Origin of the sequence: Ramlibacter henchirensis, from assembly GCF_004682015.1 — a bacterium.
Taxonomy (GTDB): Bacteria; Pseudomonadota; Gammaproteobacteria; order Burkholderiales; family Burkholderiaceae_C; genus Ramlibacter; species Ramlibacter henchirensis.
Window position 1 is genome coordinate 945,668 of the sequence record NZ_SMLM01000001.1, and the last position, 19,031, is coordinate 964,698.

The following is a 19,031-nucleotide window of genomic DNA, read 5'->3' on the forward strand; positions in this document are numbered from 1 at the left end:
GCGCGAGCGGCGCCGCTACACTTTTCCGCTCGCACCAGCGGCAGAAACCATCATGAGCATTCGCGTGGGCATCATCGGGATCAGCGGTTACGGCGGCGGCGAAGCGATGCGCCTCGTTGCGGGCCACCCGTCGTTCGAGCTGGTCTACGCCGCCGGCGAGGGCAGCGCGGGCAGCCGGCTCGTCGACCGGTTCCCCGGCGCGCCGGCGAAGCTGGCAGACCTTGTGATCGAGAAGTGGGACCCAACCGCTCTGCCGAGGCTCGACGTGCTGTTCGCGTCGCTGCCGACCGGCGCCTCGGCCGACGCGCTGGCCCGCGTACCGAAGGACGTGAAGATCGTCGACATCGGCGGCGACCACCGCTGGGTCGAGGGGTGGACGTACGGCTTGGCCGACGTCTGGCCGGCGCAGATAAAGGGCAAGACCCGCGTCGCCAACCCCGGCTGCTTCCCCGCAGCCACGCTGACCGCGCTGGCGCCGCTGTTGGCGGACAAGCTGATCGAGCCGGGCAACATCGTGGTCGATGTCAAGACCGGCGTCTCCGGCGCTGGCCGGGGCGGCGGCAACAGCAAGTTCGGCTACGCCGAGGTGAACGAGGACCTGGCGCCCTACGGCCTGCTCAAGCACGCGCACATGCCCGAGATTGCGAAGACGATTGAACGCCTGAGCGGCGAGGGCAGCGCGGGCGGGCTGGTGTTCACACCCCACCTCGTGCCGATGACCCGCGGCATCCTCGCGACGATCTACTGCCGCGGCCGGGCGACGACAGAGCAGTGCTTCGACGCGGCCAAGCGGTTCTACGGCGGTCGCGCGTTCGTCCGCGTGTCAGACAAACCGCCGCACACGAAGTGGGCCACTGGCTCGAACTTCGCTTTCGTCAGCTATGCCGCCGATCCGGACCGGAACCTCGTGATCGCGATGGGCGTGGTCGACAACCTCGGCAAAGGGGCCGCCGGCCAAGCGGTGCAGAACGCGAACTTGATCTGTGGCCTGCCAGAGACGGCGGGGCTGGACGGCGCGCCTGTGTGGCCCTGAGTTCCGTTGCGAGTCCGTGTGATCTCAGGTACCCGCTCCCCGTGCGCCGAGGAAGGGTTAGGGCGAGAGGCGAGCGCCGGCACACCGTCGCATCCCGCTGGTGGGATCCGTCACTGCACGCGTCTGCGCAATCACGCCGGCGCCTTCCAGCCGGGCCGTCGATAAGGCAGCTTTCGGCCAGGAGCGGATATCAGACACCGCAGCGCCCAGTCTCGGTTCCCATGGGGTGCGGCCGAGACTCTGGGAGCGGTCGAGCTCGGACTCCTGCCGCACCTACATGAACCACCCCGTCCCATCCAACGCGATCTCCTGCTTCGTCCGCGGCACGTACTGGTCGAAGAACAGGCGCGATACCAACTCGCTGCGGCTGCGCACGTCCAGCTTCTCGTACGACTTCTTCAGGTGGTCTTCCACCGTGTAGCGGCTCACGAACAGCAGCTTGGCGATCTCCTCGTTGGTACAGCCGGCCGCCACCAGGCGCGCCACCTCGGCCTCTCGCGTGGTGAGGCCGTAGGCGCCGGCCAGGATCTGCGCGATCTCGTGTGGGCGGCTGGGCTGCAGGATCAGCGAGATGCCGGGGCCCGCCGCAAGCGCCGCTTCCGCATGCGCCGTGAGCCAGCGGCCTGAGCGCGCGCGGATGCGCGTGACCGCATGACCTTCGCGCGCGGCGCGAAGGGCCAGTGAATAGAGGGCATAGGGCAGCGGCCCAGCGGAGCTGTCGTCGATCTGGTCCAGCCACTGCAGCGCGATGGGGCTGGCGTGGCGCACCTGCAATTCGCTACGCGCTTCGGCGGCGGTGGCGGGTTCCAGCAGCACCAGGCCCGGCGCGCCCGGCTCCGCGCGCGTGTGCATCTCGGCCAGCAGCAGCAGCCGGCGCAGCGCGCGCGTGAGCGGCTCGTTGATGGCCGCCACCAGCTCGACCTCGCGCGGATCGAAGTCTTCGCGGTCGGGCGCGCGCAACAGCACCATCGCCGCCCACGCGCCGTGCTGGTCGCGGTAGACCGCGCGCAGTTCGTGGCGCAGGCCTTCCGGCGCGAGCACCTCGCGAAAGCGCGCGCTGGTCTCCACGTGCCCGTGCGTGGCAGCCGACAGCGTGTTCACGTGCGCCTTGCTGCGCGCCAGGTCGGCCAGCGTGTTCACGTCGGCCGGGCCGCCGTACTCCAGGCGCAGCACGCGTTCGCCACCGGCGACGCTGAAGCCGTTCTCGTGCACGCCGCCGGTCGGCAGCGAGGTGGCCGGGTCCAGCGTCATCGCGCACCAGCGGTCCACCGGCACGTGCGGCTTGAGCGCCTGATGCACGGCGACGAACAATCCGGCGGGCGTGGTGGCGTACCGGCATGCATCGAGCACGGCGTGCATCGCGCGGTCGAAGGCAAGGGGCCTGGTAGGCATGCGGGGCATTCTGCCGAATGGGAGGTCGCCCGAAAAATCCCTGATGTCAGGGATGGTGCGGCCGGCACGGCGCGTCGACCATCCTGCCCCATGAACACGACCACAGACTCCACTCCCCGCATTCCTTCCATCCCCGGCCTGCTCGGCCAGGTGCTGCGCCCCGGCGACGACGGCTACGACCAGGCCCGTGCGGTCTGGAACGGCGCCATCGACCGCCGGCCCGGCTTCATCGTGCGCTGCCGAAGCTCAGCCGAAGTCGCCTCGGCCGTGCGCTTCGCGGGCGCCAACGGGCTATTGCTTGCCATCAAGGGCGGCGGCCACAGCATCCCCGGCTGGTCCGTCTGCGAAGGCGGCCTGATGATCGACCTGTCGCTGATGAAGTCCATCTACGTCGACGTGGCCCGGCGCATCGCCATGGCCGAGCCGGGCCTGCTCCTGCGCGAGTACGACGCCGCAACCCAGGCACACGGCCTGGCCTCGCCCGGCGGCGAGATCTCGCACACCGGCCTGGCCGGCCTGACGCTGGGCGGCGGCATCGGTTGGCTGTCACGCAAGCACGGCCTGGCCTGCGACAACCTCATCGAGGCCGAGGTCGTGCTGGCCGACGGCAGCATCACCGTCGCCAACGAGCGCCAGAACGCCGACCTGTTCTGGGCACTGCGCGGCGGCGGTGGCAACTTCGGCGTGGTCACCAGGTTCACCTTCCGCGTGCACGAGGTGGCTCCGATGTACGCCGGCTTCGCGATGTACCCGGCCGCGCAGGCGCCCGCCGTGCTCGCGCACTACGAGCGGCTCACGCGCGGGGCGCCCGACGAACTCTCGCTCGTCGCCGCCCTCGTCAATGCGCCTCCCGCGCCATTCGTGCCGCCGGAACTGCAACTGCAGCCGGTGGCGGCCCTGGCCGGCATCTGGGTCGGTCCGGCCGACGAGGGCGAGCGCGCCTTGCAGGCGGTGCGCCGCTTCGGCAATCCGGCCGTCGACACGTTCGGGGAGCAGCCGTACACCGCCATCCAGCAGTGGTTCGACGGCGGCGTGCCGCACGGCCTGCACTACTACTGCCGGTCCGAGTGGCTCAAGCCGCTGGAGGGCGGTGACCTGCAGGCACTGGCCGACGCAGCCGCGCGGCGCACGTCGCCGATGTCGCAGGTGCTGGTGCGCCACATGGGTGGCGCGGTCAGTCGTGTCGATCCCGAAGCCACGGCCTTCCGCTTCCGCGACGTGCGGCATATCTTGACCGTGGCCGCCGCGTGGCAGCCCGGCGACGAGCACGCCGGGGAGCACCGGCAGTGGTGCCGCGAAACCTGGTCTGCGCTGAAGCCGGCCTCGGCCGGCGGCGGCTACGTGAACCACCTGACCGAGGAAGGAGCGAGCCGCACGCGCGAGGCCTACGGCAAGGCGACGTGGGATCGGCTGGTGGCGGCCAAACGCAAGTACGACCCGGCAAACTTGTTCAGGATGAACCAGAACATCGATCCGGGGATGGAGGAAAGTGGTGCAGGCCAGGCGAATCCCTGAGTCTCGCGCCGGTCGGAGCGACGTCGCGCGCTTGAGTCAGGCGCCCGCGGTTCGGTCCCGACTCGTCTCAGCGAGCTTCATCGAGAGCGGCGCGCAGCAATACCTGGGCTGCCCAATCGAGTGTTGCCAAAGCTTCGGAGTTGGACGCCTGGCAGACGTCCTTCTGGACGACGATGGCCTCTATGCCAAGCGTGAGGGCCAGCGCGGCTCTCAGGCGGCGCCACTTCGCCGGCGTGAGCTGGGCCTTCACGGGTCGAAGAGCCTCGTCCAGCCAGCGAATGCGACGGCCTTCGCGGACCGTCGCGGTCACCTCGCCGCGGCGATGGTTCTCCAGCGTCGTATCCAGGTACGCGCGAAGGGCCGTGCGCAGGGTGACCTGCTCTGCGAGCACGACCTTGTTGAACGTACTGAGGAGCCCCTTGAGTCGTTCGCCCGGATCCTCCACGTCGAGTGTCTGCAGCCAGCGCTCGACTGGCTCGGCCGCGGGGTTCACCTGCGCGACCTCGATCAGCAGCGATTCCGGGGTCGGGAAATAGCGGTAGACGGTCGCGCGAGAGACCTTGGCGCGGTCGGCCACCTCGGCCAGCGTCGGCTCCTGTCCGGTCTTGACCAGTTCGCTGGCGGCCTCGACGAGCGCTTGGCGGGTGCGCTGCTTCTGGTTGGCGCGCGGATCGGGCCGTCGCTGGCCTTCCTGATACGGTTGTCTCGTCATGAGGTTGCATTCTACATTCATTCCGTTATGATACATCTGTCTCACGAAGGGACGTCCGTATTTTGTGGAAGGAACAAGCCATGTCTTTGCAGCAACAAGCCGTCGATGACCTCATCGACACTCACTTCCGGTTCGAGGCCACCGACGACGTGGAAGGTGTCGTGTCCAGCCTGGCGCCGGGTGCCGAGCACCACGTCGTGCCTTCACCCTACGGCGTCACGAACGACCCGGAGAAGATCCGGGAGCTTTACTCGACCATGTTCCGGGACCTCAAGGGAGAAGGGGTCACTCCCGTGCGCAGGTTGTACGGGGATGGATTCGTCGTGGACGAGTCCATCTGGAACGGGTGGATGGAAGATGGCCGGCTGTTCGGATGCCCGGGAAAGAAGGGGCGCGTCAGCTTCCGGCTGCTGCACGTGTTCGAGTTCGATGGAAGGAAGATCGCGCGCGAAAACGTGTGGTGCGACCTGGCTGCCATCCAGGAACAACTCGGAGCGAGGGTGTCGTGAAGCCAGCTCTCAACGTCAGGAGACGAAACGTGGTTGCATCGCTCGCGCTGCTTGCGGCAAGCGCGATCGCGTGCGCGGCCGACCGCAAAGACGAGATCGCGCGGGGACGCTACCTGGTTCAGACCGCCGGTTGCAACGACTGCCACACGCCGGGCTACGGTCCGGCGGAAGGGCGGGTGGACGAGAAGCTGTGGCTCACCGGCGACTCGCTCGGATGGGCCGGTCCATGGGGCACCACGTACGCTACGAACTTGCGGCTGATGCTGCAGGGAATGACACGAGAGCAGTGGGTCGCGCACGCTCGCGCGATGAAGCCGCGCCCGCCCATGCCCTGGTTCAACGTTCGGGCCATGACTGACGCCGACCTCGAGGCGATCTACGCCTACACCCGCTCGCTCGGACCGGCGGGAAACCCTGCGCCCCCCTTTGTCCCTCCCGGAAAGACTGCAAAAGGGCCGGTCGTGCGCTTCCCTTAAAGGATGAAACGTTAGAGAGACGCGGCCCTGGGGGCCTCACCCGGCCGTCCTCACCGAACGAGCAAGGAGGCGAAAAAAGGAAAGCGATGGACGAACTCACGATAGCCCTCTATGCCTGGATCGCCATGTCGATCCTGGGGCTCGGCGCCACGGCCGTCATGTTGCTGGCGGAGCTGCGGTCAGGAGAGTCGGCTACATGGCTAACAGCCGCGAAGCGGCCGGCGTGCTTTGGCAATGCGTTCGCCTCCAGCAAATCCGTGAATGTCCGCAGTTTCAGGCCATGCTTGTGGGCGGCCTTCTCGCTGGTACCGGTGCGCTCATTGACAGCGACGACTGTTGCCACCTGATCTAGGTGAGCGAGTGGCGGTACGCGGCTAGTGAGCCGCTAGCGCAGTCGCGGCCCAGCTCTGGTCTGGCGCGGGTGTTGGACGAACTGAACGCGGCCTGCACGGTAGACCGGACCTGACCGTCGCCTGTGCGCTCGCCTGAGAAGTCTCCGGCTCCGTCTAGGCGAACTCATCCGGACTTGCATCCAGGCTCGAACAAGTGGTCCAGCGTCGAAAGCAGTTGCTCCGGCCGGATCGGCTTGTGGAGCCGTTCCTCGAAGATCAGCATGTCACCTTCCATCTCGGGAGGAATATGCATCCCGGAAATGCCAATCACCCTGACCTGCGGCATCAACGTCTTGATGCGCTTGGCGGCCTCGAATCCTCCCAGGTCGGGGAGGTTGATGTCCATCAGGATGACGTCCGGCGCCTGGGTGGCTGCCGCGCGTATGGCTTCGTTGCCCCCGACCGCGACGCGCACCTGGTGGCTGGCCCGCTTGAGGACCTCGGCCATCATGAACGCAGATCCGAAGTTGTCGTCGACCACCAGGATGTCCAGCTGCAAGAGGGCCATTGGAGAACTCCCGGGTTATCGCGCCAGGGCGCGCAACTTCTTGGCCACGTCGGCCATGCTGAAAGGCTTCGACAGGAAATCGAAGTCCTTCACGTCACCGGCCTCGGGCGGCGGATAGCCGGAGGCCAGCAGGATCTTCATCGCCGGGAACCGGTCCTTGACCTGGTTCGCCAGTTCGATGCCGTTCATGCCGGGCATCACGATGTCGCTGAAGAGCAGGTCCACGTTGGCCTCCCGCAAGAGGACGTTCAGCGCGGAACGGCCGTCGCCCGCCGTCAGCACATCGAACCCCAGGTTGCGGAAGATCTCCGCCACCATTTCGAGCACCTCGGGCTGGTCGTCGACGACCAGGACTTTCTCGGAGATGTCCGATTGCACATGCACGGGCTGCTGCTCCGCGGCCAAGGCGGGGAAGAACATGGAAACGGTCGTACCTTCCCCCAGCTTGGAGGCGATCCGGAGGTCCCCGCCGGACTGCTGTGTCAGGCCATACACTTGGCTGAGTCCCAGGCCAGTGCCCTTGCCCCGCGGCTTGGTCGTGAAGAAGGGCTCCACGGCGCGCGCGAGAACTTCAGGCGACATGCCGGCGCCGCTATCGGCGACGCTCACCTCGATGTAGCGTCCCGCGGGCAGCGCGCCGACTTCGCCGACGCCGAGATCGCGGGCCTGCGCCGAGATGGTGATCCGGCCGCCATCGGGGGTGGAGTCACGCGCATTGACGACGAGATTGAGCAACGCGGTCTCGAACTGGGTCGCGTCGACCAGGATGGCCGGCAGGCGGGGCGCAACGTGTACTTCGAAGTGCACGGCGCTGCGATTGGCCCTGCGCAGGACCGTCTCGAAAGCGTTCACCAGCCGACCGACGTCGCGCGGTTCGGGCCTCAGAGGCTGCTGGCGCGCGAAGCTGAGAAGCTGTTGGGTGAGGGCGGAGGCCCGGCTTGTCGCCTTCTCCATGCTGTCAATCAGCCGAAGGGAGTCCGCGTCGCTGCCGCAGCATGGACAAACCGTTCGTCAGCACGTTCAGCAGGTTGTTGAAGTCATGCGCCACGCCACCGGTCAACTTGCCGATGGCTTCCAGCTTCTGTGACTGGAAGAGCGCCTCGCGGGTCTTCTCGAGCTGCTCGGCCGCCTGCTTTCTCTCGGTAATGTCCCGCGTGATCTTGGCAAAGCCCACCAGCACGCCTTCTTCGTCGCGGATCGCGTCGATCACGACGTGGGCCCAGAAGCGCGTGCCGTCCTTGCGGCACCGCCAGCCTTCCGCTTCGTACCTTCCGGTCTCGCTCGCGATGCGCAGGGCGTTGGCCGGTACGCCCTTCTCTCGGTCCTCGTCGGTGTAGAAGCGCGAGAAATGCGAGCCGAGCACCTCGGGCTCGTCGTAGCCCTTGATGCGCCGCGCGCCTGCGTTCCAGTTGGTGATCTCCCCCGACGGGGATAGCAAGTAGATCGCGTAGTCTGTCACCCCCTGCACGAGCATGCGGAACCGCTCCTCGCTCATGCGCAGCGCCTTCTGCGCCTCGCGCTTGTCGGTGATGTCGCGCGTGATCTTGGTGAACCCGATGAGCTCGCCCTTCTCGTCCCGGATCGGGTCGATGACGACGCTCGCCCAGAACCGCGATCCATCCTTTCGCACCCGCCAGCCTTCCGCTTCGAACTTGCCTGTAGTCCTGGCAAGTTCGAGCGCCCGTTCCGGCACGCCTCGGACCCGGTCCTCCAGCGTGTAGAAGTTCGAGAAATGCTTGCCGATGATCTCGTGCGGCTCGTACCCCTTGAAGCGTTGGGCGCCAAGGTTCCAGCTCACGACCTCGCCCGTGGGGGACAGCATGTAGATCGCGTAGTCGGCGACCGAGGAAATGAAGTGCCGCAGTCGTTCGGCTTCGTCTGAAAAGCGGTTACCTGAATCGGTCAAGTTGACTTGCACAAAGCTAGTCTGCAGGAAGCCAGATCAAGCGAATGTAGGACAGCGCGCTGAAGAGCTAGGCCGATGGCCGCAAGCGGCGCCCGACAGGGCGCGCGCTGGAATCCTGACGCGCATGGCTACCGCACGGCTGAACGCCGCGCAGTTCAACCGGCCACCACTTCGTACTTCCCGCGCGCCACCTTCTCCAGGTTTCTTCCCTCGATTCGAATCAGCCGCGTGGGTCCGCTGCGGGTCGGTGCGTGTACTGCGCCCTCGTTGTAGAGGTGGGCGTCCCCGGGGCGCAGCGCATAGCTGTGGGCCCGGCGCACCTTGCCTGCCATGCCGGCGACGGGTGGCTGCACGACGACAAAGTCAGTCATCATCGTTTCGCCTTCGGCCTGTCCGTAGATCGCCCAGGAGGGGCCGTGGTCGTGCGGCCCGCCTTCCTTGGCGTCGTGGTATTCGTGGCCGAGGATGCAGAAGCCGAGATCGCGGTCCTCGTAGAGGATCTTGCGTTCCGGCATGCCGCCGGCGAACTGCGTGCGCACGAACTCCGCGTCGCGCAGCGCTCGGCCGAGCAGGGCCGCGACTTGAGCGCGGCCGGCGGGCGACGCGTCCGCCAGGAGCAGAGTCCGGCATTCGCGCGCCAGCGCATCGAGTGTCATGGTCATGGGTTTCTCCTTACTGGTTCTGGCAGGATAGAAGTTCAAGTCCACTTGAAGTCAAGGGGTTGCCCATGGATATTGCGGAGGTCGCGAAGCGTTCCGGCGTGCCAGCTTCCACGCTGCGTTTCTATGAGGAGAAGGGACTGATCGCCTCTGTCGGCCGAGATGGCCTGCGGCGACGTTTCGCGCCGGGCGTGCTCGACCAGTTGGCGCTCGTTGCCCTGGCGCGCTCGGCCGGCTTCTCACTCGACGAAATCCGTTCGATGTTCTCGCCGGAGGGACGGCCGAGTCTCGATCGGCAGATGCTTGCCGCGAAGGCGGACGAGATCGAGCGGACCATCAGGCGTCTGCAGGCCGTGAGCAAGAGCCTGCGGCATGCGGCGGTCTGCCCCGCGGCGAGCCATTCGGAGTGCCCGACCTTCCAGCGACTGCTGCGCGCCGCGGCGGCGCGAACGCGAGAGGCGACCGGCCGTGGCAGGAAGCGGCGGGTCGGACAGCCCGCCTGACCCGGCTCTCAGCCGCATGGTGCGGTCTTGAACTTTCGACGTGATGTCCGCTGCCCGGCCAGGAGGGGAAGTCGGGCCGGCGTGGCCCGCTGCTGGAGAGCAAGGCACGGAACGACGAGGGTGAACCGACGACGAGGCCGGCTCGAAGCACTCGTACGCGGGGTACATTGCGTGTGTTGCATCACACGAATTCCGATGTCCAACCTTCGCGCGCTCTCCCTGTTCGAGATCCGCGTTCTCGGTGTGCTGTCCGAGAAGCAACGCACGGTGCCCGACAGCTATCCGTTGACGCTCAACTCACTTGTCTCGGGATGCAACCAGAAGACGAGCCGAAACCCGATCATCGAGATCTCCGATGCCGAGGCCCAGGCCACCCTGGACAGCCTCAAGGCCCTGAGCCTCGTGACCGAATCGAGCGGCGGACGCGTCTACCGTTACGGGCACAACCTTGACGGCGTGCTGAAGATCCCCTCGCAGTCGATCGTCCTGCTCACCGTGTTGATGCTTCGAGGGCCACAAACTCCGGGCGAGCTTCGGATCGCGTCGGAGCGCATGCACAATTTCGCCGACATCTCTTCCGTCGAAGCCTTCCTGGAGGAGTTGGCCGATCGCGCCGCCGGCGCTCTCGTGCGCAAGCTTCCGCGGCTTGCCGGCGCACGGGAAAGCCGATGGACACACCTGCTGGGCGGTGAGCCCGCAGGCGGCGAAACTGCGGGCCTCACGGACGCGGGCACCGAAGACCCCAGCCTGGGCGAGGTCGCGGCCTTGAAGGCCCACGTGGCGCGACTCGAGGCCGAGCTCGCGGGCGTGAAGGCGCTCCTGGGCCGTGTTTGCTCCGAACTAGGGATCGATGGATTCCCCTAGCTTCGCCAGGCGAAGTCCGCTTCGGCGTTAGCTGCCGTAGCTGAAACGGGCGCGGGGCCGTCCGCGTCAGGCTTGCCGCCTTGCCAGCGCCAGATAGGCACCGAGTCCCAGCATCGTGATCCCGGAGACCCGGGTCATGATGCGTGCGCGCCCTGCTCGGACCGCACTCGATCGAAGCAACCGATCCGCAGCGAAAACCGCTACTACGTCCACAAGCGTGTTCAGCGCGACGCAGATGGTCCCAAGCAAAACCAGCTGGGGCACGAGCGGCTGGGCAGGAGTCACGAACTGGGGCAAGAAGGCAAGAAAGAACAGCGCGGTCTTGACGTTCAGGACTTCGACGGCGATGCCCTCGCGGAAGGCTCGCCGAGGACCGCGCAAAGCGACGGACTCGAGCGGTACGGCCTTCTGCTTGCTGCAGAGCATGCGGATGCCCAAGTAGATCAAGTAGGCAGCGCCGACGTACTTCACCAGGCTGAAGGCGAAGGCTGACTGGGCGACGAGCAATGAAAGCCCGAGAGCGGCAGCGAGCACGTGAAGCATGCCGCCCAAGCCAGTGCCGAAGCAGGACGCAAGGCCTTCAGACCGGCCGCCGGCGACCGTGCGGGCCACTACATATGCCAGGCCTGGACCCGGGGTGATGGCGAGGACGACCGCAGCGAGCGCGAAAGCGACAAGGGACATGGCGTGCTCCAGGGGAGGGCTCTATTGGCGGTGGTGAGGGGAAGCAAAGCCCTCAAGCTTCTTTGGCGAAGATGAAGGTCGCGGAGTACATCGGCTGGGGCCGCGTTCGCCTTTACCCCGGCTGGTTGCCGTGCGCGGCGCGCAACCGCAGGAACTGCGCCCGGGTTTTCGGCCCGAACGTGAGGAAGTGCGGATCGGGCTCGTACGCGGCGCGGGCCCGGCCGATCTCGTCGGCGGCCGCGCGACGGGTGACTTCCTGGACATCGAGGCCGTACACCTGCGCGCCGTTGAGCCCGAAGATGCGCGCCCGCAGCCGCGGGGTCATCGCTGCGTAGCCGAACTTCTCCTGGTATTGGCTCGAGATCTGGAAGGTGCGGAACGCCTGGATCTGGTCCTGCGGGGAGCCGTACCAGATGGAGTCCGACCCCCACAGCACGTTGCCTTCGCCGAGGTGCTTCACCAGCTTGCCGACGACGTGCGCCGCCTGGTCGGGGTCGCGCATCAGCATGCGCCAGGTGCTGCCGAGCTCGCCGTAGACATTGCTGCCCTTGCCGAGGCCGGCTTCCTCGACCGAGCGGATCAAGCGATCGACGCCATCGCTGCGCGTCGGGTCGTACGGCCCTTCCTTCGCGGTCTGCACGTAGCCCGCGTGGTAGACCAGGAAGTTCACGTCGGGGAACATCTTCGCGACGCGCCCGATGTCGGCGCAGGTCGAATGCTCGTACGACTGGCGGCCGAAGGGCAGCCCCTTGTGCACGCAGATGTTCCGGATGCCGACGCTGCGCGCCTTCTCGATCATCCGAACGCCGATGTCGTCGGTGAGGTAGAAGCCGCGGCCGTCGGGTCCCCATTGCGTGTAGCACTTCAGGGCCGACACTTTCCATCGGCTGGCCAGCGCGTCGATGTCCTCCATGTCGCCTGGCTGGTTCGGATTGACGCGGCCGTGGATCAGCAGGCGCTGGCCGCGCGGCAGGCGCGACACGATCTCCTGCACCGCGGCGGCTTCCGCGATCGGCAGGTACTCGTTCTCGCGCCGCGACGGGATGAAGGAAAGCACCATCATGTCCGTGTCCGAGTCGAGGAACACGTCTTTCACGAACTGGTCGACGCCGCCGAGGCCGTGGCGCCCCTGCCAGTTCCTGCCGACGAAATGGCCCTGCACGTCGAAGATGAATTCGCGCGAACCGAGCCGCTGCGCCGCCTGCTCGACGTCGAGCGCCGCCGTCTGCTCGATCTCGTAGAAGCCGCCGGTGCGCCCGGCCGCGGCGTAGGCCTCGTTGAAGGCGAGCAGCGTGCCGGCCGCGCCCGCGGCGGAAACCAGCAGGCGCCGGCGCGAGAGGCCGAGGCGCTTCGCGTTGGCGTCGGCCGCCTGGTGCGCGAGCGCGTTGGCGCGCAGGTGCACGCGCTCCAGCGGCATCGGCGCGACCTCCCCGTTGGAGGTCGAATCCAGCTTGATGGGAAGGCGGCGGCCATTGGAATCGTGTCGCATGGGACCTCCTCGTGCCAGGGATCGGTATCGTAAGCCGCACCATGCATCGTGGTCAGCCTCCCGTCGCTCGAGCAGAGTCGGGCTGCACCATTCCCAGTCCTCTCGCAAGCAGGTCGGGCGGGAAGGGACAGGCCTTGCGGGCCACAGTGTCCATGTGAACGCCGAGCAACGTGGTCACCGCCGCAAGCTCGTCCGTGTCCACGTTGTGCATCGCGTGGCGCAGCCGGATCTTCTTTCCCGCGAAGTCGAGCAGCCTTGAATGCACGGCGACGACATCGCCGGCCTTCAGTTCGCGCCTGTATTCGATGTGCTGGTCGACCGCCGCCATTCCGCGACCGTTGGCCCGGAGGTAGGCGGGCGTGATGCCCACCTGCTGGAAGAGATTCCACGTCGCCTCGTCGAACTTGCCCACGTACCACATCACGTTCATGTGGCCCATGTGATCGCACTGCCAAGGGTAGACGACGCCACGGTAGGTGATGTCTTCGTTCATGCTCGTTCTCCTTCGATGTCGAATCCGGGCAGCATCCGCTGCGCTGCGCGCGCTTCCGAGGGTTGCACGCTGCGAAGCCGTGCCACCTGCGCCGCGGTCCAGCGCTGGAAGTCGTCCACGTAGGTGAACACCACCGGCACCACCAGCAGGCTCAGGAGCGTGGAGGTGATCAGCCCGCCGATCACGGCCACCGCCATCGGAGCGCGGAAGCTTGGGTCGGCGCCCCATCCCATGGCCAGCGGGAACATGCCCGCGCCCATGGCGATGGTCGTCATCACGATCGGGCGGCTGCGCTTGTGGCAGGCGTCCACCAGCGCATCGAAACGGCTCATCCCGTCGCGCCGCGCGACGATCGCGTACTCCACGAGCAGGATCGAGTTCTTGGTCACCACGCCCATGAGCATGATGAGTCCGATCATCGCCGGCATCGACAGCGCGCTGTGTGTCGCCAGCAGGCCGACGAAGGCGCCGCCGACCGACAGCGGCAGGGCCGCCAGGATGGTCACCGGCTGCATGAAGTCCTTGAACAGCAGCACCAGCACGCCCCATATGCACAGCACGCCGATGCACATCGCGATGCCGAAGCTGGCGAACAGCGCCTTCATCTCCTGCGCATCCCCGAGCTCCACCACCTTCACCTGCGGCGGGAGGTTCTGGAACGCCGGCAGCGCCATCGCTTCCTTGTAGAGGTCGCCCAGGTCGCGCCGGCCGAGCTCGACGTCCAGCGTCACGTTGCGGCGGCGGTCCAGGCGGCGGATCTCCGCCGGTCCGCTTTCCATGCTCAGGCTCGCGACGCTGGCCAGCAGCACCGGGCCGTCCTTGCCGGGAACCGTCAGCCTCCCGAGCGCGGCCAGGTCGGCGCGCGTGGCGTCCGGCAGCTTCACCCGCACCGGGACCTGGCGTTCCGTCAGGTTCAGTTTCGCCAGCGCGGTGTCGTAGTCGCCGGCGGTCGCCACGCGCACCGTTTCCGCGATGCTCGATGTCGTTACCCCCAGGTTCGCAGCGCGCGCGAAGTCGGGCCGCACGATGATCTCGGGCCGTGCCAGGCTGGCGCTGGACGACACCGTGCCGATGCCGCGCAGCCCGCGAAGTTCGCGTTCGGCGCGCTGCGCCGCGGCGGCCAGCAGGCCGGCGTCGTCGCCCTGCAGCACGATCTGCATCTTCACCCCGTTGTCCTGAGCTCCTACGCCGAACCGGGCGCCCGGCAGCTCCGACAGGCGCCGGCGGATCTCGGTCTCCACCTCCCGCACCGAGGCTTCGCGTTCGGTGCGATGGAGCATCTGCACGGTCAGCACGGCGCGGCGCGCCTCGGCCGCGGTGCCCGGCGCGAACGGGTCGCCCGTGGATCCGCCGCCGACCGAGCTGAACACGCCGGTGACCTCGTGCAAGCCGGCCGTGACGCGGCGCGCCTGCTCGGCCACCGCCAGGGTCTGCTGCAACGTGCTGCCCGGGGGCAGCTCGATGTTCACCATGGTCTGGGCGCGGTCGCCGGCCGGCACGAAGCCCGTGGGCAGCAGGCCGACCAGGCTTACCGAGGCGACGAAGAACAGCGCGGCGCCCCCGGCCGTGACTGCGCGGTGGTGCATGCACCAGCGCACCGCGCGCAAGTACCAGGCCATGAGGCGGCCGTCCTGCTGCTCGGCATGCGCGCCCTTGAGCAGGTAGGCCGCCATCATGGGCGTCACGAACCGGGCCACCAGCAACGAGGCCAGGATGGCGACGACGGCGGTCCAGCCGAACTGCTTGAAGAACTTGCCCGGGATGCCGCCCATGAAGGCCGTCGGCAGGAACACCGCGACCAGCGCGAAAGTAGTGGCGATCACCGCCAGCCCGATCTCGTCGGCGGCTTCCAGCGCGGCCTGCATCGGCGTCTTGCCCATCTTCAGGTGACGGGAGATGTTCTCCACTTCGACGATCGCGTCGTCCACCAGGATGCCCACCACCAGCGCAAGCGCCAGCAGCGTGATGGTGTTGAGCGTGAAGCCGAAGGCGGCCATGCCGAGGAACGCGGGGATGGCGGACAGCGGCAGCGCCGCCGCGGCCACCAGCGTCGCGCGCCAGTCGCGCAGGAACCACCACACCACCAGTACCGCAAGCACGGCGCCTTCGTACAGCAGGTGCATGGAGCCGTCGAAGTTCTCCTGCACGGACTGCGAGTTGTCCACCACCTCCTGCAGCTCCACCTGCGGATGGGCGGCCTGCAACCGGGCGAGCGTGGCGCGTACGCCCTGCGCCACCGCGATCTCGCTTGCGCCCTTGGAGCGGAACACCTCCACGCCGACGACGCGGCGCCCCTCGCGCAGCGCAACGCTGCGCTGCTCGGCCACGGTGTCCGTCAGGCGGGCGATTTGGTCCAGCCGGATGCTGCGGCCGTCGGCCAGCCCGATGTCCAGGGCCGCGAGCTGGTCTGCGGTCTGCACCGTCGCGATGGTGCGCACGCTCTGCTCGGCGCCGCCGACGTCGCCGCGCCCGCCGGGGGCCTCTTGCTGCACCAGCTTGAGCCGCCGCGAGACATCAAGGGCGGACACCTGCAGCGCAGCCATCTTCAGTGGGTCCAGTTCCACCCGCACCTCGCGCGTGACCCCACCGACGCGCTTGACGGCGCCGACGCCGGGCACGGACAGCAGCGCCTTGGACAGCTGGTTGTCCACGAACCAGGACACCTGCTGCTCGTCCATCGACTCCGACGACGCGGCCAGCACCTGCACCACGCGGCCGGCGGTGCTGGCCTTGCTGACCACCGGTTCCTTGAGGTCGCCCGGCAGGTCGGAGCGGATGCGGCTCACCGCGTCGCGCACCTCGGTGGCGGCGTCAGAGGCGTTTTTCTCCAGGATGAATTCGACGGTGAGGGAGACCTCCCCGTCGAGCACCCGGGTCTGGATGTGCTTGACGCCCTGCACGCCGGCAACCGAGTCCTCGATCTTGCGGGCCACCTCGGTCTCGAGCTGGGCAGGGGCGGCGCCGTCGAGGCTGGCACTGACGGTCACGATGGGGAGTTCCACGTCGGGGAACTCCTGCACCTGGTTGGCGCGGAAGGCCCACAGGCCGGCCAGCGTGAGCAGGCCGAAAAGGAGGACCACCACCACCGGGTTGCGGATGGAGTAAGCAGAGAGGTTCATCTTCCCACCACCTTCACGAAGTCACCGTCGCTGAGGAAACCGGCACCCGCGGCGACGATCTGCGCCTGGGCGGTCAAGCCTTCGATCACTTCCACGCGGTCTTCGAGCTGCAGGCCGGTCCGCACGCGGACCTGCGACACGCGGCCGTCGTCCTGCAGGCGGAACACGTAGCTGAAGCCGTCGCGCACGACGACGGCCTGCTGCGGCACCGTGATCGCGCTGCCGCGGCCCTGGTCGAACTCGCCGCGCGCGAACATGCCCGCCCGCAGCCCGGCCACCTTCGGCAGGTCAACGTAGACGAGCGCGGTGCGGGTGCGCGGGTCCACCGTGGGGGCGAGCTGGCGCACGCGTGCACGCACCGGCTGGCCGTCGGCCGCGTGGATCGTCACCTCCGAACCGGGCGCGAGCCGCGCCGCTTCTTCGGGCGTGACCTCGGCACGCCACTCCAGGCGCCCGCCGCGGATCAGCCGGAACAGCTCCTGGCCGGCGGGCACCACCGCGCCGGCGGTGGCGCCGCGCGCCGAGATCAGGCCGTCGTCGGGCGCCAGCACCTGGGTCCTGGACAGGCGCAGCTGCTGCGCGTGGGCGGACGCGCGCTTGGCTTCCAGCCGCGCCTGCGCCGTCTCCTCGGCGGTGAGGTACTGCTGCACCTGCTGCGAGCTGAGTGCGCCCGACGAGGCCAGCGCACGCGCCCGTTCGGCGTTGGCCGACGCTTCGGCCAGCTGCGCACGCGCCTCGGCGACGCCGGCCTGGAGCTGGGCGAGTTCGGCCTGCACCGTCTCGCGCTCGAAGGTCGCCAGTACCTGCCCGCGTCGCACCGAGTCACCGACGTTCACCAGCACGTTGGTGAGCCGCAGGCCGTTGCCCTCCGAGCCCACGCTGGCTTCCTGCCAGGCGGCGACGGTGCCATTCGCCGCGAAGCGCTTCGCGACCTCCTGCTCCTGCGGGACCGTCAGGCGCACGGTCAGTGCCGGGGCAGGGGCTGGCGCTTCGTCGGTGCGGGCCTGCGCGCCGAACGCGATCAGCGCCGCGGCGCCCAGCCCGGCCACGCAGGTGCCGGCCCAGATCGCGGTCTTGGTCAGGGGATGTCTCATGGTGTGCTCTCCTTGGAAATCGTGGTGGTGGGGGCCGGCGATCCCCAGCCGCCGCCGAGGGCCCGGTAAAGCTGGATCCACGCCTGGGTGCGTTGCTGCTCGAGATCGACCATCGCGACCTGCGCCTGGACATCGGAGCGGCGGGCTTCCTCGAGTTCGAACAGGCTGGCCAGGCCGCCCCGGTAGCGCGCCTGCGCGCTGGCGAACGAGGTGCGGAAACCTTCGGCCGCGACGCGCAGGTCGTCGGAGCGGCGCGTCGCGGCCTGCAGCGTCACCAGGGCTTCCTCCACCTCGCGGACGGCGGTGCGCAACCGTCCGCCGTACTGCGCGACGGCCTCGTCGTAGCGCGAACGCGCGGCGTCCAGGTTCGCGCGGCGGACGCCGGCGTCGAACACCGGCAGCACGACCGACAGCGGCCCGAAGCTCCACACCGACCCGTCCTGCGTGCCGAAGGGCGTCTCTGCACGGCCCCGGCCGACGCTGCCCTTGAGCATCACGCGCGGCCACCGGCTCGCGCGGGCCTGGTCGGCGTCGCCGGCGGCGGCCTGCACGTTCAGCGCGGCGGCGTGCAGGTCGGGGCGCTGCGCGAGCGCGCGGGCCGGCACGGCGTCGATTCCGAAGCGCGGCGCCTGCGGCACCGACGCGCCCGACGCCGCGAGTTCGGCGCGCAAGGCGGGCTCCTCTGCGGCCGTCAACGCCACCAGCCGCTTGACCAGCGTGTCGCACTCGGCCGCGGCCTGCGCCAGCTGGGCGCGGCCCTGCGCGGCGCTCGCGCGGGCCAGGGCGGCCGTGCCGGGCGACTGCATGCCGTGCTGCAGGCTCAGCTGCGTGAGGCGGTCGGTCTCCGCGCGCGAGCCGGCGTCCACCTCGGCCTGAATGCGCCGCGCCTCGCAGGCGCGCAGCGAAACGTACTGGGTGGCGACCTCCGCCGCGACCGCGACGCGAGCTTCGTGCCAGCCGGCCGTCGCCGACGACAGCCTCGCGGCCGCCGCGCGCGCCCCGGCGCGGTTGCCGCCGAACAGGTCCAGCTCCCACGCCATCTGCATGCTGGCCGACAGGGTGTTGCCCACCGGGAATCCCGGTTCGGAGCGGCCCCGCGCGCCGGAGACGCCGGCCTCCACGTTGGGCAGCAGCGCCGCGCCGGCCCCGACCGCGGTGGCGCGCGCCTGCGCGATGCGAGACAGCGCCGACGCGAGATCGGGACTCGCGGCTTGCGCGCGTTCGACCAGCTGCACCAGCAGCGGGTCGTCGAAACGCGACCACCAGCCGGCCAGCTCGCCGAGGTCGCCGCCATGCGGCAGCGCTTCGAACCAGCCGGATGGCGCCGCCGTTGCGGTGGCAGCGCGCGGCAGTTCGGCCTGCGCGCCTTGCACGGCGCACAGGGCGCAGGCGGCGGCGCCGAGGGCGATCAACGTCTTCATGAGCTGCTCCTGGGGCAAGAGGACGTGCCGGCGGCGGCGTGCGACCGCAGCCAGTCGACCAGGTCTTGCGCCGAGCTGAACTCGACGCCGCTGCCGCTGACGAGGTGCTCGATGCGGCCATGCAGCCGCCCCTCGGCCGGGTCGCAGTCGCGGTGCAGGCGCAGGACGTAGGAGCGCGCTTGCGGGTAGGGGGTGTGGGATTGGAGAACCATGGCCGCAAGCGTAGGAACGGGCCGCGGCTGCGTCGTAAGGCGTCGGTCTG

The 19,031-nt window shown here is 68.6% G+C and carries 20 protein-coding genes; 7 read left to right on the forward strand and 13 right to left on the reverse strand.

Features of this window, described 5'->3' with window-relative positions:
- Positions 1–52: 52 nt before the first annotated feature.
- The gene (argC, locus tag EZ313_RS04660; RefSeq protein WP_135262034.1) at positions 53–1,033 is read left to right on the forward strand and encodes an N-acetyl-gamma-glutamyl-phosphate reductase; all 981 of its coding nucleotides are present in this window, start codon (positions 53–55) and stop codon (positions 1,031–1,033) included.
- A 273-nt stretch (positions 1,034–1,306) separates the two neighbouring features.
- Here the strand turns inward: argC and EZ313_RS04665 are convergent, their stop codons facing one another.
- Positions 1,307–2,425 carry a helix-turn-helix transcriptional regulator gene (locus EZ313_RS04665; protein WP_167772501.1) on the reverse strand — a complete coding sequence of 373 codons (1,119 nt, stop codon included), beginning with the start codon at positions 2,423–2,425 and terminating at the stop codon, positions 1,307–1,309.
- Between the two features lie 90 nt (positions 2,426–2,515).
- On the opposite strand from EZ313_RS04665, the gene EZ313_RS04670 reads away from it, so the two are divergent.
- A complete protein-coding gene (locus EZ313_RS04670; protein WP_135262036.1) occupies positions 2,516–3,940 on the forward strand; it encodes an FAD-binding oxidoreductase in 1,425 nt (474 codons plus the stop codon).
- A gap of 67 nt (positions 3,941–4,007) precedes the next feature.
- Here EZ313_RS04670 and EZ313_RS04675 read toward each other — a convergent pair whose 3' ends face one another.
- On the reverse strand, positions 4,008–4,652 hold the full coding sequence (locus EZ313_RS04675; protein ID WP_167772502.1) for a TetR/AcrR family transcriptional regulator: 645 nt from the start codon (positions 4,650–4,652) through the stop codon (positions 4,008–4,010).
- Positions 4,653–4,732: 80 nt separating this feature from the next.
- Here EZ313_RS04675 and EZ313_RS04680 point away from each other — a divergent pair, with 80 nt between their 5' ends.
- The 3 genes from EZ313_RS04680 (at position 4,733) to EZ313_RS04690 (ending at position 5,984) form a co-directional block, all read left to right on the forward strand.
- Positions 4,733–5,161, forward strand: coding sequence for a nuclear transport factor 2 family protein (locus EZ313_RS04680; RefSeq protein ID WP_135262038.1), 429 nt, complete (start codon positions 4,733–4,735; stop codon positions 5,159–5,161).
- A gap of 29 nt (positions 5,162–5,190) precedes the next feature.
- The gene (locus tag EZ313_RS04685; protein WP_240788528.1) at positions 5,191–5,637 is read left to right on the forward strand and encodes a c-type cytochrome; all 447 of its coding nucleotides are present in this window, start codon (positions 5,191–5,193) and stop codon (positions 5,635–5,637) included.
- 86 nt (positions 5,638–5,723) lie between these two features.
- Entirely contained in the window at positions 5,724–5,984 is a 261-nt protein-coding gene (locus EZ313_RS04690; protein WP_135262040.1) for a hypothetical protein, read from the forward strand.
- Between the two features lie 169 nt (positions 5,985–6,153).
- On the opposite strand, the gene EZ313_RS04695 is transcribed toward EZ313_RS04690, so the two are convergent.
- The 4 genes from EZ313_RS04695 to EZ313_RS04705 form a co-directional block, all read right to left on the reverse strand.
- Positions 6,154–6,537: a response regulator gene (locus tag EZ313_RS04695; RefSeq protein WP_135262041.1), complete on the reverse strand. Its 384-nt coding sequence runs from the start codon at positions 6,535–6,537 to the stop codon at positions 6,154–6,156.
- Positions 6,538–6,552: 15 nt separating this feature from the next.
- A complete protein-coding gene (locus EZ313_RS23750; RefSeq protein ID WP_338106287.1) occupies positions 6,553–7,344 on the reverse strand; it encodes an ATP-binding protein in 792 nt (263 codons plus the stop codon).
- 151 nt (positions 7,345–7,495) lie between these two features.
- Positions 7,496–8,443 carry a PAS domain-containing protein gene (locus tag EZ313_RS23755; protein ID WP_338106288.1) on the reverse strand — a complete coding sequence of 316 codons (948 nt, stop codon included), beginning with the start codon at positions 8,441–8,443 and terminating at the stop codon, positions 7,496–7,498.
- Positions 8,444–8,598: 155 nt separating this feature from the next.
- Positions 8,599–9,105, reverse strand: coding sequence for a hypothetical protein (locus tag EZ313_RS04705; RefSeq protein ID WP_135262042.1), 507 nt, complete (start codon positions 9,103–9,105; stop codon positions 8,599–8,601).
- Between the two features lie 65 nt (positions 9,106–9,170).
- Here EZ313_RS04705 and EZ313_RS04710 point away from each other — a divergent pair, with 65 nt between their 5' ends.
- Together EZ313_RS04710 and EZ313_RS04715 are read left to right on the forward strand one after the other, a co-directional pair.
- Positions 9,171–9,605, forward strand: coding sequence for a helix-turn-helix domain-containing protein (locus tag EZ313_RS04710; RefSeq protein WP_135262043.1), 435 nt, complete (start codon positions 9,171–9,173; stop codon positions 9,603–9,605).
- Positions 9,606–9,800: 195 nt separating this feature from the next.
- Positions 9,801–10,469, forward strand: coding sequence for a YceH family protein (locus EZ313_RS04715; RefSeq protein ID WP_135262044.1), 669 nt, complete (start codon positions 9,801–9,803; stop codon positions 10,467–10,469).
- Between the two features lie 66 nt (positions 10,470–10,535).
- On the opposite strand, the gene EZ313_RS04720 is transcribed toward EZ313_RS04715, so the two are convergent.
- The 7 genes from EZ313_RS04720 to EZ313_RS04750 all read right to left on the reverse strand — a co-directional run bounded on the left by EZ313_RS04720 (position 10,536) and on the right by EZ313_RS04750 (position 18,981).
- On the reverse strand, positions 10,536–11,153 hold the full coding sequence (locus tag EZ313_RS04720; protein WP_135262045.1) for a LysE family translocator: 618 nt from the start codon (positions 11,151–11,153) through the stop codon (positions 10,536–10,538).
- Positions 11,154–11,265: 112 nt separating this feature from the next.
- Complete coding sequence (locus tag EZ313_RS04725) at positions 11,266–12,642, reverse strand: amidohydrolase family protein (RefSeq protein WP_135262046.1); 1,377 nt, start codon at positions 12,640–12,642, stop codon at positions 11,266–11,268.
- A gap of 52 nt (positions 12,643–12,694) precedes the next feature.
- Positions 12,695–13,135 carry an acyl-CoA thioesterase gene (locus EZ313_RS04730; RefSeq protein WP_135262047.1) on the reverse strand — a complete coding sequence of 147 codons (441 nt, stop codon included), beginning with the start codon at positions 13,133–13,135 and terminating at the stop codon, positions 12,695–12,697.
- Positions 13,132–16,254: an efflux RND transporter permease subunit gene (locus EZ313_RS04735; protein ID WP_135262048.1), complete on the reverse strand. Its 3,123-nt coding sequence runs from the start codon at positions 16,252–16,254 to the stop codon at positions 13,132–13,134. Before EZ313_RS04735 ends, EZ313_RS04730 begins: the two co-directional genes overlap by 4 nt.
- Positions 16,251–17,348, reverse strand: coding sequence for an efflux RND transporter periplasmic adaptor subunit (locus EZ313_RS04740; protein ID WP_135262049.1), 1,098 nt, complete (start codon positions 17,346–17,348; stop codon positions 16,251–16,253). The genes EZ313_RS04735 and EZ313_RS04740 overlap by 4 nt, the downstream gene beginning before the upstream one ends.
- A complete protein-coding gene (locus EZ313_RS04745) occupies positions 17,345–18,769 on the reverse strand; it encodes an efflux transporter outer membrane subunit (protein ID WP_135262050.1) in 1,425 nt (474 codons plus the stop codon). Before EZ313_RS04745 ends, EZ313_RS04740 begins: the two co-directional genes overlap by 4 nt.
- Positions 18,766–18,981, reverse strand: coding sequence for a hypothetical protein (locus EZ313_RS04750; RefSeq protein ID WP_135262051.1), 216 nt, complete (start codon positions 18,979–18,981; stop codon positions 18,766–18,768). Before EZ313_RS04750 ends, EZ313_RS04745 begins: the two co-directional genes overlap by 4 nt.
- Positions 18,982–19,031 lie beyond the last annotated feature (50 nt).

Bases quoted from the DNA above. Each gene is read 5' to 3' on its own strand.
- argC (WP_135262034.1), top strand. From the start codon at position 53: ATGAGCATTCGCGTGGGCATCATCGGGATCAGCGGTTACGGCGGCGGC.
- EZ313_RS04665 (WP_167772501.1), bottom strand. From the start codon at position 2,425: ATGCCTACCAGGCCCCTTGCCTTCGACCGCGCGATGCACGCCGTGCTC.
- EZ313_RS04670 (WP_135262036.1), top strand. From the start codon at position 2,516: ATGAACACGACCACAGACTCCACTCCCCGCATTCCTTCCATCCCCGGC.
- EZ313_RS04675 (WP_167772502.1), bottom strand. From the start codon at position 4,652: ATGACGAGACAACCGTATCAGGAAGGCCAGCGACGGCCCGATCCGCGC.
- EZ313_RS04680 (WP_135262038.1), top strand. From the start codon at position 4,733: ATGTCTTTGCAGCAACAAGCCGTCGATGACCTCATCGACACTCACTTC.
- EZ313_RS04690 (WP_135262040.1), top strand. From the start codon at position 5,724: ATGGACGAACTCACGATAGCCCTCTATGCCTGGATCGCCATGTCGATC.
- EZ313_RS04695 (WP_135262041.1), bottom strand. From the start codon at position 6,537: ATGGCCCTCTTGCAGCTGGACATCCTGGTGGTCGACGACAACTTCGGA.
- EZ313_RS04705 (WP_135262042.1), bottom strand. From the start codon at position 9,105: ATGACCATGACACTCGATGCGCTGGCGCGCGAATGCCGGACTCTGCTC.
- EZ313_RS04710 (WP_135262043.1), top strand. From the start codon at position 9,171: ATGGATATTGCGGAGGTCGCGAAGCGTTCCGGCGTGCCAGCTTCCACG.
- EZ313_RS04715 (WP_135262044.1), top strand. From the start codon at position 9,801: ATGTCCAACCTTCGCGCGCTCTCCCTGTTCGAGATCCGCGTTCTCGGT.
- EZ313_RS04720 (WP_135262045.1), bottom strand. From the start codon at position 11,153: ATGTCCCTTGTCGCTTTCGCGCTCGCTGCGGTCGTCCTCGCCATCACC.
- EZ313_RS04725 (WP_135262046.1), bottom strand. From the start codon at position 12,642: ATGCGACACGATTCCAATGGCCGCCGCCTTCCCATCAAGCTGGATTCG.
- EZ313_RS04730 (WP_135262047.1), bottom strand. From the start codon at position 13,135: ATGAACGAAGACATCACCTACCGTGGCGTCGTCTACCCTTGGCAGTGC.
- EZ313_RS04735 (WP_135262048.1), bottom strand. From the start codon at position 16,254: ATGAACCTCTCTGCTTACTCCATCCGCAACCCGGTGGTGGTGGTCCTC.
- EZ313_RS04740 (WP_135262049.1), bottom strand. From the start codon at position 17,348: ATGAGACATCCCCTGACCAAGACCGCGATCTGGGCCGGCACCTGCGTG.
- EZ313_RS04745 (WP_135262050.1), bottom strand. From the start codon at position 18,769: ATGAAGACGTTGATCGCCCTCGGCGCCGCCGCCTGCGCCCTGTGCGCC.
- EZ313_RS04750 (WP_135262051.1), bottom strand. From the start codon at position 18,981: ATGGTTCTCCAATCCCACACCCCCTACCCGCAAGCGCGCTCCTACGTC.